A 13,204-nucleotide genomic window follows, 5' to 3' on the forward strand; every position below is an offset into this window, starting at 1 on the left:
AGCGCGTCTGAATGGTCGGTAACGGGGACGTGACGTGACGGAATCGGGGGAGGGGCCGGGCGAGTGCCCGGCCCCTCCCCCGGGGAGCCCCCGTGAGGGTCCCGGGACCCCTTACGGGTGCCGGGCGCGCAGCACCCGGAAGGCGGCGAAGAGGGCGAGGGCGGCGAGCGCGAGGAGGATGCCGGTCTCGATGAACTGGGTGGGCCAGAAGTGGGACTGGGGGTGGTAGTCGACGTACTGCCCGGTGACGTCGTGGCGGGCCAGGCACCGCTCGTGCGCCGTGGTCCACAGATCGTGGTCCGCGTCCACGCCCGGCGTCGTGTTGGCTTCCTGCCAGCAGATCGCCCGGTCGAAGCGGGCGCCGGTGGAGGTGAGCAGCCCGGTATCCACGAGCAGTCCGTTGTCCCGGGGCATCAGCACGTCCCCGTTCGGACCGGTGATCGTCCGCACCGGTACGAGCGACCAGCGCAGCGCGCCGATCACGAGCAGAACCAGGCCCAGGACCGCGCCCGTGGCCGCCATGGCCAGGAGGGTGCGGCGGACGAGCTGGCCCAGGAGGGCCCCGACGGCGACGGCGGCGAGGAGCTGGGCGAAGAGGACCGGGCCGGTCACCTCGTACGGGCCGAGATCGAAGTCCCGCAGCCGGGTGTCGGTGAGGTGGCCCGACGACAGCCGGTACAGGACGGTCAGGGCGAGGGCCGCGACGAGGGCCGCGACGGTCACGGTGAGGAGCTTGGCGCGGAGCCAGGCGGCGGGCCCGACCGACTGCGTGAGCGCGAGCCTGTACGTGCCCGACTCGTACTCGCGGGCGATCAGCGGGCCCGCGACGAAGGCGCCGAGGAGGACCGGCAGGAGGAGCATGCCGTTGGCCACCTCGCCCACGGCGAGGTCGAGCAGGTGCCGGCCGGTGTCGGTCTGCGCGGGCAGGGTCCGGCCGCCCTGGGTGTACGTGTCGGGCACCCGGGCGTCCCAGATCCACAGCGCTCCCAGCACCGCGCCCACCAGCGCCACCACCGCTCCCGCCAGCCACAGCGTCCGCCGGTACTGCCGGACCGTGACCCAGGTCGTGCCCTTCAGGGCGAGGCCGCTCATGCACGGGCTCCTTCGGTGGTGCGGAGGTGGGCGAGGAGGAGGTCCTCCAGGGACGGGGCGGTGGTCTCCCAGGGGCCCTCGACCGGGCCCTCGCGGCGGACGAGCGCGGTGAGCTGACGGCCCGTCGTGCGGGACTCGACCACCGTGTGCGGGGCGAGGTCGGCGACCGGGCCGGTGAGGAGGGTGTGGGCGGCGAGGAGGTCGTCGACGGGCCCGTCGAGGCGGACGCGCCCGCCGGCGAGGAGCAGGAGGTGGTCACAGGCGCCCTCCAGCTCGGTGAGGATGTGCGAGGACATGACGACGGTGGTGCCGTGGTCGGCGGCGTCGGCCATGAGCAGGCCCATCAGCTGGTGGCGGGCGAGCGGGTCGAGGTCGGCCATCGGCTCGTCCAGGAGCAGCAGTTCGGGTCGCTTGCCGAGGGCGAGCGCGAGGGCGACGCGGGTGCGCTGACCGCTGGAGAGGTCCCGTACGAGGGAGCGCGGGTCGAGCGTGTCGGCCAGGACGCGGCGGGCGGCGGACTCGTCCCAGCGGCGGGGGTTGAGTTCGCGGCCCATGCGCAGGGTGTCGGCGACGCTGAGCCGGGGGTGGAGCGGCTTGTCCTGGGCGACGTACGCGATCCGCTCCCGGTCCGGGGCCGTGATCCGGCCCTCGGTGGGGCGCAGGAGGCCGGCGGCGAGGGCGAGGAGGGTGGACTTTCCGGCGCCGTTGGGGCCCACGAGGGCGCAGACGCGGCCGGCGGGGAGGGTGAAGTCGCACCCCCGCAGGGCCCAGCCGCCCCGTCGTCCCCCGTACCGCAGGCCCAGGAGCCCGGCCGCCAGAGCGGCGTCTCGTGTCATCGGTCGTCGTCCCCCTCGAAGTGTTCCTTCAGTACGGCGGTGAAGAGCGCGGCCACGTCCTCGCGGTCCAGTCCGGCGGCGCGGGCCCGGCGCGCCCAGTCGGCGAGCTCGCCGCGCAGGGCCGTGTCGGCGGTGGCAGCGGTGCCGAGCGTGGCGCGGACGAAGGTGCCGAGGCCGCGGCGGGCCTCGACGAGGCCTTCGCGTTCGAGCTCCCGGTAGGCCTTGAGGACCGTGTTGGGGTTGATCGCCGTGGCTTCGACGACCTCGCGCGCGGTGGGCAGTTGGTCGCCGGGCTCCAGGAGGCCCATGCGGAGGGCCTGTTTCGTCTGCTGGACGATCTGGAGGTAGGTGGCGACGCCACTGCGCCGGTCGATGCGGTACTCGACCACGTTCGTTCCACCACCCTTTCACTAATCAAGTAGTGAAAGGGTGGTGGAAAGAAGGGGGCGGTGTCAACCGCCCCCTGTCTCCCGGGAGTCCGGCCGCGCTCCTACGACTCCGCGCGGTACATCAGGTCCACCTCGTGCGTGGTGAAGCCCATCCCCTCGTAGACCCGTACCGCCGCCGTGTTGTCGGCGTCCACGTACAGCATCGCCGTCGGCAGCGTCTGCGCCGCCAGGTGGCGCAGGCCGATCGCGGTCAGCGCCTTGCCGAGGCCGCCGCCCTGGGCCTCGGGCAGGATGCCGACCACGTACACCTCGCCGAGCTGCTCCTCGGCGTGGGTCTTCGTCCAGTGGAAGCCGATGATCCGGCCGTCGCGCTCGGCGAGGAAGAAGCCCTTCGGGTCGAACCAGGGCTCGGCCATGCGGTCGTCCAGGTCCCGCTGGGTGAGCGAGCCCTGCTCCGGGTGGTGCGCGAAGGCCGCCGCGTTGACCGCGAGCCAGGCGGCGTCGTCCTGGCCGGGGACGAAGGTGCGGACGGTGACGCCCTCGGGCAGCACCGGCTCCGGAATGTCCAGCGGGCTCAGCGGGCGGCGCAGCTGCCGCAGCTCGCGGAAGAGGGTCAGGCCGAGGACCTGGGCGAGGTGGCGGGCCGCCGACCGGCCGCCGTGCGCCCAGACGCGCAGCCGCTTGCCGGAGGCGGCGAGCAGGGCGGAGCCGAGGGCCCGGCCGTGGCCGCGCCCGCGGTGGGCCGGGTGGACGACCAGCTCGGCGGCCGGGGCCTCGACCGGGTCGGTCTCCTCCAGCTGGGCGTAGCCGTACAGGGCGGGGCCCACCGTCAGGAGGAAGTGGCGGACGCCCTCGCGCCGGCCGTTGCGCAGGTAGAGCCGCCCCTGCTCGGAGACGGCGTGCACGCCGTCGGCGCGGTCCGCGGCCTCGAGCAGGTCCAGTACGTCCTGGACCTGCTCGGGCGAGAGCTCGTCATACGTGTGGATCTGCCGTCCCGGTTCGAGGGCCGGCGCCGCGTCGGAAGTCATGGGACGAGCCTACGGCGACACTTCGTCAGCCAAGGGCAACTGTCTTGTAACCGGCCGACCCCTGTTGCGCTACGCGCGTTGACCTTAGGCTGCGTGCGCAGACGGGGGATGATCGAGGCCGCGTGCCGGGGCAGAGGGACCAGGGAGAGATGGGAACGACACCGAGGAAGAACAAGGCGGGGCGGCGCATTCTCGCCGTCGGCGCGGGGCTCGCGACCGCCGGGGCGCTCGTCGCCGCGCTGCCCGCCGGGGCGTCGCAGGACGTCGCGGACACCGCGGCGTCCGGCACCAACGGCAAGGGCTGGGGGCGGATGGTCGACGTCCAGCTCCTCTCCTTCAACGACCTCCACGGCAACCTGGAGCCGCCGGCCGGTTCCTCCGGCCAGGTCAGTCACACCCACCCGGACGGCCGCGTCGAGAAGATCGACGCCGGCGGCGTCGAGTACCTGGCGACGCACCTGCGCCAGGCCCGCCAGGGGAATCGTTACTCCATAACGGCGGCCGCCGGCGACCTCATCGGCGGCTCCCCGCTGCTGTCCGGCCTCTTCCACGACGAGCCGACGATCCACGCCCTGAACGGCCTGGACCTGGACGTCACCTCGGTCGGCAACCACGAGTTCGACGAGGGCGCGCGCGAGCTGGCCCGCATGCAGAACGGCGGCTGCCACCCGACGGCCGGCTGTTTCGTGAAGGGCGAGAAGTTCGAGGGCGCCGACTTCCCGTACCTCGCGGCCAACGTGACGGACGAGAAGACCGGCCGGCCGATCCTGGACCCGACCTTCGTCTGGGAGAAGGACGGCGTCCGCATCGGCTTCATCGGCGTGACCCTGGAGGGCACCCCGAACATCGTCACCGCCGAGGGCGTCAAGGGCCTGAAGTTCGGTGACGAGGTCGAGACGATCAACAAGTACGCCAAGATCCTGGAGCGCAAGGGCGTCAAGTCCATCGTCGCCCTGGTCCACGAGGGCGGCGCGCCGGCCTCGGAGTCGTACAACTACGACTGCGACAGCCCCGGCCCGGGCGACGGCATCTCCGGTCCGATCACCGAGATCGCCAAGAACGTCTCGCCGCAGGTCGACGCGCTGGTCACCGGCCACACGCACCAGGCGTACGTGTGCACCGTGCCCGACCCGGCCGGCAAGCCGCGCCTGGTCACCTCGGCGTCCTCGATCGGCAAGCTGTACACCGACACGACGCTGACCTACGACCGCCGCACCAAGGACATCGTCCGCACCGCGGTCGACTCGGCCAACCGCGTCGTCACCCGTGACGTGCCGAAGGCCGCGGACATGACCAGGCTGATCGACGACTGGAACGTGCTGGCCGCCCCGATCGCCAACCGCCCGCAGGGCTGGATCGCCGCCGACATCAACGGCCGCGGCTCCACGGCGTACGAGAAGCCGCTCGGCGACGTGATCGCGGACGCGCAGCTGGAGGGCCTGGCCCCGGCGGACAAGGGCGGCGCGCAGCTGGCCCTGATGAACCCGGGTGGCATCCGCTCCGACCTCGTGCACAAGGCCTCCGGCTCCGAGGGCGACGGTGTGGTGACCTACCGCGAGTCCTTCACCGTGCAGCCCTTCACCAACATGATGAACGTGGTCGACCTCTCCGGCGCGAACCTCATCCAGGCGCTGAAGCAGCAGGTCAGCGGCTCGAACCTGAAATCGGTGAAGATCCTCCAGGTCTCGAAGGGCCTCACCTACACGCTGGATATGACGAAGACGGGCGCGGACCGCGTCGTCGACGGCACGATCAAGCTGAACGGAGAGCCGATCGACCCGGCGAAGACCTACCGGGTCGCGATGAACGAGTTCCTGGCGGGCGGCGGCGACGGCTTCCCGGCGCTGGCGACCGGCACGAACAAGCTGGTCGGCGCCTCGGACCTGGACGTGTTCAACGCCTACCTGGCGGCGCACTCCTCGGCCGCGAACCCGCTGCCGGTGCCGGCGGCGGACCGCATCACGGTGATCAAGTAGGACCCCGGGCGGCTTCCCCCGCGCTCTCCGGCGTGAGGGGAAGCCGCCCTTCCCCTGGTGCGCTTGTCGTGCACCTGCCATAGTGCCGCCCATGGAGCGACGACGCTTTCTCGTGGGAGCGCTGGGCGCAGGGGCCGCGCTGCTCGTCGGGGCACCCGCCGCCTCGGCCGTGGACGTACGGGCGTGGATGGCCGCACACGCGGACGGGACGCCGCTCCAGCGGCTCACCATCCCCGGCACGCACGACTCCGGGGCCCGCTTCGGCGGCCCGTGGAGCGAGTGCCAGAACACCACCATCGCCCAGCAGCTGGACAGCGGTATCCGGTTCCTGGACATCAGGTGCCGGGTGACCGGCGGGTCCTTCGCCATCCACCACGGCGCCTCGTACCAGAACATGATGTTCGGCGACGTGCTGACCGCCTGCCGGGACTTCCTCGCCGCGCACCCCACCGAGACCGTCCTCATGCGGGTCAAGCAGGAGTACTCCGAGGAGTCCGACGCGGCCTTCCGCGCCGTCTTCGACGACTACCTCGACCGGCGCGGCTGGCGGCCCCTCTTCCGGATCGCCGACCGGCTGCCGCTGCTCGGCGAGGCACGCGGGCGTGTCGTCCTCCTCGCCGACAACGCCGGCCTGCCGGGTCCGCGCTGGGCCGACCCCGCCGTCTTCGCGGTCCAGGACGACTGGAACGCCCTCCCCGACGCCAAGTACCCGAAGATCGAGACCCACTTCCGCGCCGCCTACCAGCAGCCGGGGAAGCTGTACGTCAACTTCGTCAGCACCGCCGCCTACCTGCCGCCCCGCTGGAACGCCGACCGGCTCAACCCCCGCGTCCACTCCTGGCTCGACGGCACGGAGGCGGCCGGCAGGACCGGGCTCGGCATCGTCCCGATGGACTACCCGAACACCCGCTCAGGCCTCGTCGACGCGCTCCTCCGCCACAACTGACACCGGCGCCTGGACGGGCGCGCCCGCCCCGCCGCGCGGTGCCTTCCGGCCGTGCACCGCCTCGTACTCCGCCGCCAGCCACGGCGCCAGGTCCCCGATCAGCTCCTCCAGGGCCCTCCGGCCCGTCTCCGCCGACCTCCCGGCCGCGACCGCCCGGCGCATCTGCCAGGCCCGCCCCGGGTAGTGGGCGCCGAAGACCTCCGCCGACCGGTCCAGGTCGCTGGTCCAGCCGCCCCACCGGGGCATGACCAGGGTGAAACCGGTCCGCACGAGCCGGCGGCCCACGTGCCGGGCGAGGAGCCGCCGGTCCGCGCCCGAGGCGAGCCGGGCCCGCCAGCCGGGGATCAGCGGCCCGAGGTCGCCGTTGAGCTCACGGGCCAGCAGGGAGGTGGGGCGGTAGCGGGGCAGCCGCTCGCCGAGGTCCGGGCCGAGGAGCGGGGTGCAGAGACAGGCGACGAAGAAGCCCATGTCGTGGCGCTCCCGCTCGCTCAGCAGCTCGCGACCGCTGTACAGCAGCACACCCGCGCCGTCGATCAGCGGGAACCGCGCGTCGAGCTCTGCCTCGATCCGCCGGGCGGCCTCCCGGTCCGCCTCCTCCGGCTCGTGGCGGAGGGCGAGCAGCAGATCGAGGTCGGAGACGCCGGCGACGGCGGTGCCGCGCGGCAGACTGCCGTACAGATACGCGCTGTGCAGCCGGTCGGGGCCGAACGCGCCCGTGATCAGCGCCCGTGCCGCCTCCACCACGGGGAGGAAGGGGGACGGCACGCGGTCGAGGGAGCCCTCGCGCGCGATCGTCCCGTCGGGCGCGAGTCCGGTGGGCACGGGAGAGTCCATACGTCCACCCTGGCCCGCCGCGCCCGCCCCGGGCGACCGGTTTTCCGCCCGGCGCGCGGGGACCACGGGCGCCCCACGGCTTCGGCCCCCCGGTTCCGGGCTTCCGCCCCTACGGCGTCGGGCCCCCGGCCCGTCAGAGCGCCGTCTCCGGCGGCGGGGTCGGGGCGCCCGGGAGGCGCAGGGTGACGCGGGTGCCGCCGCCCTCCGCCGGGGCGAGCGCGACCGTGCCGCCCGCCTGCTGGACCGTGCGGGCCACGATCGACAGGCCCAGGCCCGAGCCCGGCAGGCTGCGGGCCGACGGCGAGCGCCAGAAACGGTCGAAGACGTGCGGCAGCTCGTCGGGCGCGATGCCCGGACCGTGGTCCCGTACCGTCAGCTCGCCCCGCATCAAGGTCACCTCGACCGTGCCGCGCGGCGGCGAGAACTTCACCGCGTTGTCCAGCACGTTGACCAGGGCCCGTTCGAGAGCGGCCGGTTCCGCCCGTACGTACCAGGGCGCCAGGTCCGTCGTGAAGGTGAGCTCCGGGCCGCGCAGCCGGGCCCGGTCCAGGGCCGAGCGGAGGATCGTGTGGAACGGCACCACCTCCAGCGGCCCCGGCCGCGCCGTGTCCGGGCGGGCCAGCTCCTGGAGGTCGCCGATCAGCGACGCCAGCTCCGTCATCTGCGCCTTCACCGAGGCCATCAGGGCCCGCCGGTCCTCCGCCGGGATCGCCCGCCCGGTCTCCTCGCTGCGCGCCAGCAGCTCCACGTTCGTCCGCAGCGAGGTCAGCGGCGTCCGCAGCTCGTGCCCCGCGTCCGCGATCAGCCGCGCCTGCCGGTCCCGGGAGGTCGCGAGCGCCGCCGTCATCGCGTTGAACGACCGCGACAGCCGGGCGATCTCGTCCTCGCCCTCCACCGGGATCCGCACCGTCAGGTCCTCGGTCGCCGCCACGTGCTCCACCGCCCCGGTCAGCCGGTCCACCGGCTCCAGGCCCGTGCGCGCCACCCACAACCCGGCCGCCCCCGCGCCGACGACGCCGATCCCCGAGACCAGCAGCAGCACCCAGCGCAGGGTGGACATCGAGTTGTCGATCTCGGAGAGCGAGCGGGCGAGCGAGACCGCCATCCCCGGCGGACCGTCCTGCGGATAGGTCGAGACCCGCATCTCGCGGCCGTCCGCGTCCGTCACCGTGTGGAGCACGTAGGCCAGTTCACCCCGCGCGACCTGGAGGTCCTCGCTCCCGACCGGCAGCGGCGCCTGCCCCGAGGTGCACACGGCACCGTTCGCGAGGATCACCTGCACGGTGTACGGCTCCACGGTGGCCGCCGGTCTCCGGCCCTGCCGGCAGTCCGAGAGGAGCTCCGTCATCGCCTCGGTGTCCAGCCGTGCGTTGCGCAGCGAGGCGTCCAGCTCCGCCTCCAGCTGGGCCCGCGTCACGAACCAGCAGGCCGCCGAGACCGCCGCCACCGCCACCGCCACCGCGAACGCCGTGAGCAGCGCGAGCCGCGAGCGCAGCGGCCGCGACCGGAACCAGGCGAGGGGACCGCGCGCGTCCCGTCCCTTCACTCCGCGCCCCCTCCGCGCAGCACGTACCCGACGCCCCGCACCGTGTGGACCAGGCGCGGCTCGCCGCCCGCCTCCGTCTTGCGCCGCAGGTACATCACGTACACGTCGAGCGAGTTCGAGCTCGGTTCGAAGTCGAAGCCCCACACCGCCTTCAGGATCTGCTCGCGGGTCAGCACCTGGCGCGGGTGGGTCAGGAACATCTCCAGGAGGGTGAACTCGGTGCGGGTCAGCTCCACCGGCCGCCCGCCCCGGGTGACCTCCCGCGTCACCGGGTCCATCCGCAGGTCCTCGAAGGCGAGGACGCCGTCCCCGGCCGGGGCGGCGGCGGGCGCGGCGTACGCGCTGCGCCGCAGCAGCGCCCGGATCCGGGCGAACAGCTCGTCCAGTTCGAACGGTTTCACCAGGTAGTCGTCGGCGCCCGCGTCGAGCCCGGTGACCCGGTCGCCGACCGTGTCCCGGGCCGTCAGCATCAGGATCGGCACGGTCGAGCCGGAGGCCCGGATCCGCCGGGCCGCGGTGAGCCCGTCCATGCGGGGCATCTGCACGTCCAGGACGACGAGATCGGGGCCGTACGACTCCATGGCGGCGAGCGCGTCGAGCCCGTCGGCGGCCTCCCGCGTCGCGTACCCCTCAAAGGCGAGGCTGCGGCGCAGGGCCTCCCGTACGGCCGGCTCGTCGTCGACGACGAGGATGCGCTCGGCTTCGTTCTGCTGTCCCGTCTGTGCCGTCATGGCCCAAGACTCGCACGCGTCCGGTGCGCCGTTCAGCTGTCGCCGCCCGCGCGCAGACTCGGCAGGTCGGCCTTGACGGTGTCGACGGGGATGGCGAATCCGAGGCCCACGCTTCCGGCCGATGAACCGCTCGCGGAACTCGGCGCGTACATGGCCGAATTGATTCCGATGATCTCACCGTTCATATTGATCAGCGCGCCGCCGGAATTTCCCGGATTCAGGGAGGCGTCGGTCTGAATCGCCTTGTACGTGGTCTTCGAGGAGCCGGTGTCCCCGTTGAACCGCTGCCCGCCGAATTCGAACGGCCAGCCCTGGCGCGGATCCCACTGCTGCCCCCGGCCCTGTCCCTGGTCCTGGTCCTTGGCGACGGTGACGTCCCGGTCGAGCGCCGAGACGATACCGCTGGTGACGGTGCCGGTCAGGCCCTCGGGGGAGCCGATCGCCACGACCTCCTCACCGACCCGCACCTTCGAGGAGTCGCCGAGGACGGCGGCCTTCAGCTTCCCGGGAGCGCCCTTGAGCTTGATCAGGGCGAGGTCCTTGTCGGGGTCCGTGCCGACCACCTCCGCCGGGAACGTACGACCGTCCCCGAGCCGTACGGTCACCGAGGAGGCCCCGGAGATCACGTGGTTGTTGGTGACGATCTCGCCGTCCGGGGTGATGATCACACCCGAGCCCGTGGAGCCGCCGGCGGCCGAGTCCGCGGAGATCTCGACGATGGAGGGCGAGACGGCCGCGGCCACCCCGGCGACCGTGCCCCGGCCACCCGTCGAGACGTTGGTGCCGGCCACCGCCGGCGCCGCCGAGACGGCCGCCGGCTCCGCGGCGAACCGCTGCACCAGGGTCGCGGTGCCGCCGCCGACCGCCGCGGCGGCGATCGCCACGGCCACGACGAGTCCGGTCCCGCGCCGGGCCCGCCGCCGCGGAACGGGCGCGCCGCCCGTCGCCCCTTCCGCCACCGGCCCGGCCGGCGGCGGAAGGTGCCCACCGGAACCGGCGGGCCACACGGTGGTACCCGGCCCGGCGGCGAACGGCGCGGCCGGCTCGTACGGCGGCCTCGGAGGGTGGGGCGGCTGCGGGGGCTGCTGCTGGTGCGCGAAGTCCGTCATGGGAACGACTCTCGGAGCCGTCCATGAGAACCGTCTGAGGAAGGGCTGAGAAGCCCGACAGAACCCTGTATGCCCGATATAAAACTCCGGGTGGGCGCCCCGGGGTCTCCCCGGCGGGAGACCCTTCCCGGCCCGGGTCTACCGTGCACCCAGCCTCGACAACAACCGGCGGGCCGACCTGCTCTCGCGCGACCTGGCCGGCCGCCTCTGGTTCCTCCCGGGCGACGGCACGGGCCGCTACCTCGGCTCCGGCTGGAACGGCATGACGGCCCTGACCCGGCACGGCGACTTCACCGGCGACGGCCGTGAGGACCTCGTGGCCCGGGACGGGGCAGGGCGGTTGTGGCTCTACCCGGGTCGGGGCAACGGCACCTTCGCCGCCCGGAAGTCGGTCGGCACCGGCTGGCACGTCATGGAGAACCTGATCGCCGTCGGCTCGTACGACGGAGACGGGCTCAACGACCTCCTGGCCTCGACGAACGAGCTGTACCAGGGCGGATTCCCGGGCCGTCTCCTCGGCTACCGGGGTTCCGGCACGGCTCCGGCCGTCCTCCGCCCGGTCCAGGAGCTCAACGGCGGGCAGTGGTGGAAGCAGAACGGCGTCTTCTGAGCCCGGCAGGGCCCTGAGCCGGGCCCGAGCTGAGCCCGTGCCGCGCCGCGTACGGGCTCAGCCGCCGTGGCAGCCGCAGGAGCGGCGGACGACGAGGGCGGAGGGGAAGAGCTTCACCCGTTCCCGGCGGGAGCCCGCGACCCGCAGGGAGTCGTCCAGGACCAGGTCCACGGCCGCGCGGGCCATCGCCGGGCGGTCCGAGTGGACGGTGGTCAGCGGCGGGTCGGTGAGCGCCGCCTCCTTCACGTCGTCGAAGCCCGCCACGGCCAGCTCGGTCGGCACGTCGATGCGCAGTTCGCGCGCCGCCCGCAGCACGCCGAAGGCCTGGTCGTCGGTGGAGCAGAAGATGGCCGGCGGCCGGTCGGGCCCGGCCAGCAGCTCCAGCGCGATCCGGTAGGCGTCGTAGCGGTTGTACGGCGCCTCGAAGAGGCGGCCCTCGACCGAGCGGCCGGACTCCAGCATGGCGCGCCGCCAGCCCTCCACGTGGTCGGCGACGGGGTCGCCGACCGCCGGGGTGTTGGGGACGCCGCCGAGACAGGCCACGTACGGGTGGCCGTGCTCCAGGAGGTGACGGGTGGCGAGCTGGGCGCCGCCGATGTCGTCGGTGACGACGGCGACGTCGTCGATGGCCTCGGGGCGCTCGTGGAGCAGCACCACGCGCGCGTCCCAGGCCTCGATCTCGCTCGCGGCCTGCTCGCTCATGCCCTGGCTGACCAGGATGAGTCCGGAGACCCGCATGCCGAGGAAGGCGCGCAGATAGTGGATCTCGCGCTCGGTGCGGTAGTCGGAGTTGCCGACGAGGACCATCTTTCCGCGCTCGGCGGCGGCCTGCTCGACCGCGTGCGCCATCTCCGCGAAGAACGGCTGGCGCGCGTCGGGGACGACCATGCCTATGAGGTCCGTGCGGCGGGACGCCATGGCCTGGGCGACCCGGTCGGGCCGGTACCCCAGCTCCTTGATGGCGGCGAGGACACGCTCGCGCGTGGCCGGGGCGACCGGCCGGGGTCCGTTGTTGATGACGTAACTCACGACCGCGGTCGAAGTACCCGCCAGTCGCGCTACGTCATCCCGCGTCACCTTGGCCACGCGCGGCAGTCTACGCGGGGTGACCTACCTCCCGGCGGGCCGTACTGTGGCGTCCGCCACATCCGGGTCGCCCGACGGGGTGAGGGTACGCGTGGCGGCCTTGACGCCGGAAGCCCCGCGGCCTCCGTCTTCGCCCGCCTTCCGGGTCCGCGCCTCCTCCTTCGCGCGGGCCTCCTCGGCGGCCCGCTCCACCTTCTCCGGGGCGACGAACCGGTACCCGACGTTACGGACGGTGCCGATGAGGGACTCGTGCTCGGGCCCCAGCTTCGCCCGCAGCCGCCGCACGTGGACGTCGACCGTCCGGGTGCCGCCGAAGTAGTCGTAGCCCCACACCTCCTGGAGGAGCTGCGCGCGCGTGAAGACCCGGCCCGGGTGCTGGGCCAGGTACTTCAGCAGCTCGAACTCCTTGAAGGTGAGGTCGAGGACCCGGCCCTTGAGCTTGGCGCTGTACGTGGCCTCGTCCACCGACAGGTCACCGTTGCGGATCTCCATGGGGGAGTCGTCGGCGACGATCTGCTGGCGGCCGGTCGCCAGCCGCAGCCGCGCCTCGACCTCGGCGGGGCCCGCCGTGTCCAGGAGGACGTCGTCGATGCCCCAGTCGGCGGTGACGGCGGCGAGACCGCCCTCGGTGACGACCAGGATCAGCGGGCAGCCCGGTCCGGTGGAGCGGAGCAGCTGGCACAGCGAGCGGACCTGCGGGAGGTCGCGGCGGCCGTCGACCAGGATCACGTCGGCGCCGGGGGTGTCCACGAGGGCCGGACCCTCGGCGGGGGCCACCCGGACGTTGTGCAGCAGCAGGCCGAGTGCGGGAAGCACCTCGGTCGACGGCTGGAGGGCATTGGTCAGGAGCAGCAGTGAACTCATCGCGCGCCACCTGCCCGGGTCGTCGCTGGGTCGTGCTTCGTGCACTCGCTCATCACGTCGGTTCCTCCTCGGTCCCTGCGAGGACGTGGCACTGCTTCGTACGGATCACTGCCGGCTCTCGCGCCCTGAGAGCTTTTGTTCACCCGGTCGTAACAAC

The 13,204-nt window shown here is 73.2% G+C and carries 13 protein-coding genes; 3 read left to right on the forward strand and 10 right to left on the reverse strand.

Annotated elements, in window-relative coordinates; translation table 11 throughout:
• Window positions 1–111: 111 nt before the first annotated feature.
• The 4 genes from ABTY40_RS18295 to mshD form a co-directional block, all read right to left on the reverse strand.
• Window positions 112–1,092 (reverse strand): ABC-2 membrane transporter-related protein, encoded by a 981-nt coding sequence (locus ABTY40_RS18295; RefSeq protein WP_352060452.1) that lies wholly within the window; start codon window positions 1,090–1,092, stop codon window positions 112–114.
• Window positions 1,089–1,928 (reverse strand): ATP-binding cassette domain-containing protein, encoded by an 840-nt coding sequence (locus ABTY40_RS18300; RefSeq protein ID WP_352060453.1) that lies wholly within the window; start codon window positions 1,926–1,928, stop codon window positions 1,089–1,091. Before ABTY40_RS18300 ends, ABTY40_RS18295 begins: the two co-directional genes overlap by 4 nt.
• On the reverse strand, window positions 1,925–2,317 hold the full coding sequence (locus tag ABTY40_RS18305) for a GntR family transcriptional regulator (protein ID WP_352060454.1): 393 nt from the start codon (window positions 2,315–2,317) through the stop codon (window positions 1,925–1,927). The genes ABTY40_RS18300 and ABTY40_RS18305 overlap by 4 nt, the downstream gene beginning before the upstream one ends.
• Before the next feature lie 101 nt (window positions 2,318–2,418).
• Entirely contained in the window at window positions 2,419–3,345 is a 927-nt protein-coding gene (gene mshD / locus ABTY40_RS18310; RefSeq protein WP_352060455.1) for a mycothiol synthase, read from the reverse strand.
• 149 nt (window positions 3,346–3,494) lie between these two features.
• Here mshD and ABTY40_RS18315 point away from each other — a divergent pair, with 149 nt between their 5' ends.
• On the forward strand, window positions 3,495–5,321 hold the full coding sequence (locus ABTY40_RS18315) for a bifunctional metallophosphatase/5'-nucleotidase (RefSeq protein ID WP_352060456.1): 1,827 nt from the start codon (window positions 3,495–3,497) through the stop codon (window positions 5,319–5,321).
• A 91-nt stretch (window positions 5,322–5,412) separates the two neighbouring features.
• A complete protein-coding gene (locus tag ABTY40_RS18320) occupies window positions 5,413–6,267 on the forward strand; it encodes a phosphatidylinositol-specific phospholipase C (protein ID WP_352060457.1) in 855 nt (284 codons plus the stop codon).
• Here the strand turns inward: ABTY40_RS18320 and ABTY40_RS18325 are convergent.
• The 4 genes from ABTY40_RS18325 to ABTY40_RS18340 all read right to left on the reverse strand — a co-directional run bounded on the left by ABTY40_RS18325 (window position 6,232) and on the right by ABTY40_RS18340 (window position 10,487).
• Window positions 6,232–7,101, reverse strand: a complete 870-nt coding sequence (locus tag ABTY40_RS18325) for a nucleotidyltransferase domain-containing protein (RefSeq protein ID WP_352060458.1) — start codon at window positions 7,099–7,101, stop codon at window positions 6,232–6,234. The genes ABTY40_RS18320 and ABTY40_RS18325 overlap by 36 nt on opposite strands.
• Before the next feature lie 133 nt (window positions 7,102–7,234).
• Window positions 7,235–8,647 (reverse strand): sensor histidine kinase, encoded by a 1,413-nt coding sequence (locus ABTY40_RS18330; RefSeq protein WP_352060459.1) that lies wholly within the window; start codon window positions 8,645–8,647, stop codon window positions 7,235–7,237.
• A complete protein-coding gene (locus ABTY40_RS18335) occupies window positions 8,644–9,378 on the reverse strand; it encodes a response regulator transcription factor (RefSeq protein WP_352060460.1) in 735 nt (244 codons plus the stop codon). Before ABTY40_RS18335 ends, ABTY40_RS18330 begins: the two co-directional genes overlap by 4 nt.
• A gap of 32 nt (window positions 9,379–9,410) precedes the next feature.
• Entirely contained in the window at window positions 9,411–10,487 is a 1,077-nt protein-coding gene (locus ABTY40_RS18340) for a S1C family serine protease (protein ID WP_352060461.1), read from the reverse strand.
• A 262-nt stretch (window positions 10,488–10,749) separates the two neighbouring features.
• Here ABTY40_RS18340 and ABTY40_RS18345 point away from each other — a divergent pair, with 262 nt between their 5' ends.
• Window positions 10,750–11,097 carry an FG-GAP repeat domain-containing protein gene (locus ABTY40_RS18345; protein WP_352060462.1) on the forward strand — a complete coding sequence of 116 codons (348 nt, stop codon included), beginning with the start codon at window positions 10,750–10,752 and terminating at the stop codon, window positions 11,095–11,097.
• Window positions 11,098–11,154: 57 nt separating this feature from the next.
• Here the strand turns inward: ABTY40_RS18345 and ABTY40_RS18350 are convergent, their stop codons facing one another.
• Together ABTY40_RS18350 and ABTY40_RS18355 are read right to left on the reverse strand one after the other, a co-directional pair.
• Window positions 11,155–12,183 carry a LacI family DNA-binding transcriptional regulator gene (locus tag ABTY40_RS18350; protein ID WP_345278916.1) on the reverse strand — a complete coding sequence of 343 codons (1,029 nt, stop codon included), beginning with the start codon at window positions 12,181–12,183 and terminating at the stop codon, window positions 11,155–11,157.
• A 24-nt stretch (window positions 12,184–12,207) separates the two neighbouring features.
• On the reverse strand, window positions 12,208–13,047 hold the full coding sequence (locus tag ABTY40_RS18355; RefSeq protein WP_352060463.1) for a response regulator transcription factor: 840 nt from the start codon (window positions 13,045–13,047) through the stop codon (window positions 12,208–12,210).
• Between the last annotated feature and the right edge of the window lie 157 nt (window positions 13,048–13,204).

Source organism: Streptomyces sp. NPDC126503 (assembly GCF_040302405.1).
GTDB lineage: Bacteria > Actinomycetota > Actinomycetes > Streptomycetales > Streptomycetaceae > Streptomyces > Streptomyces gulbargensis.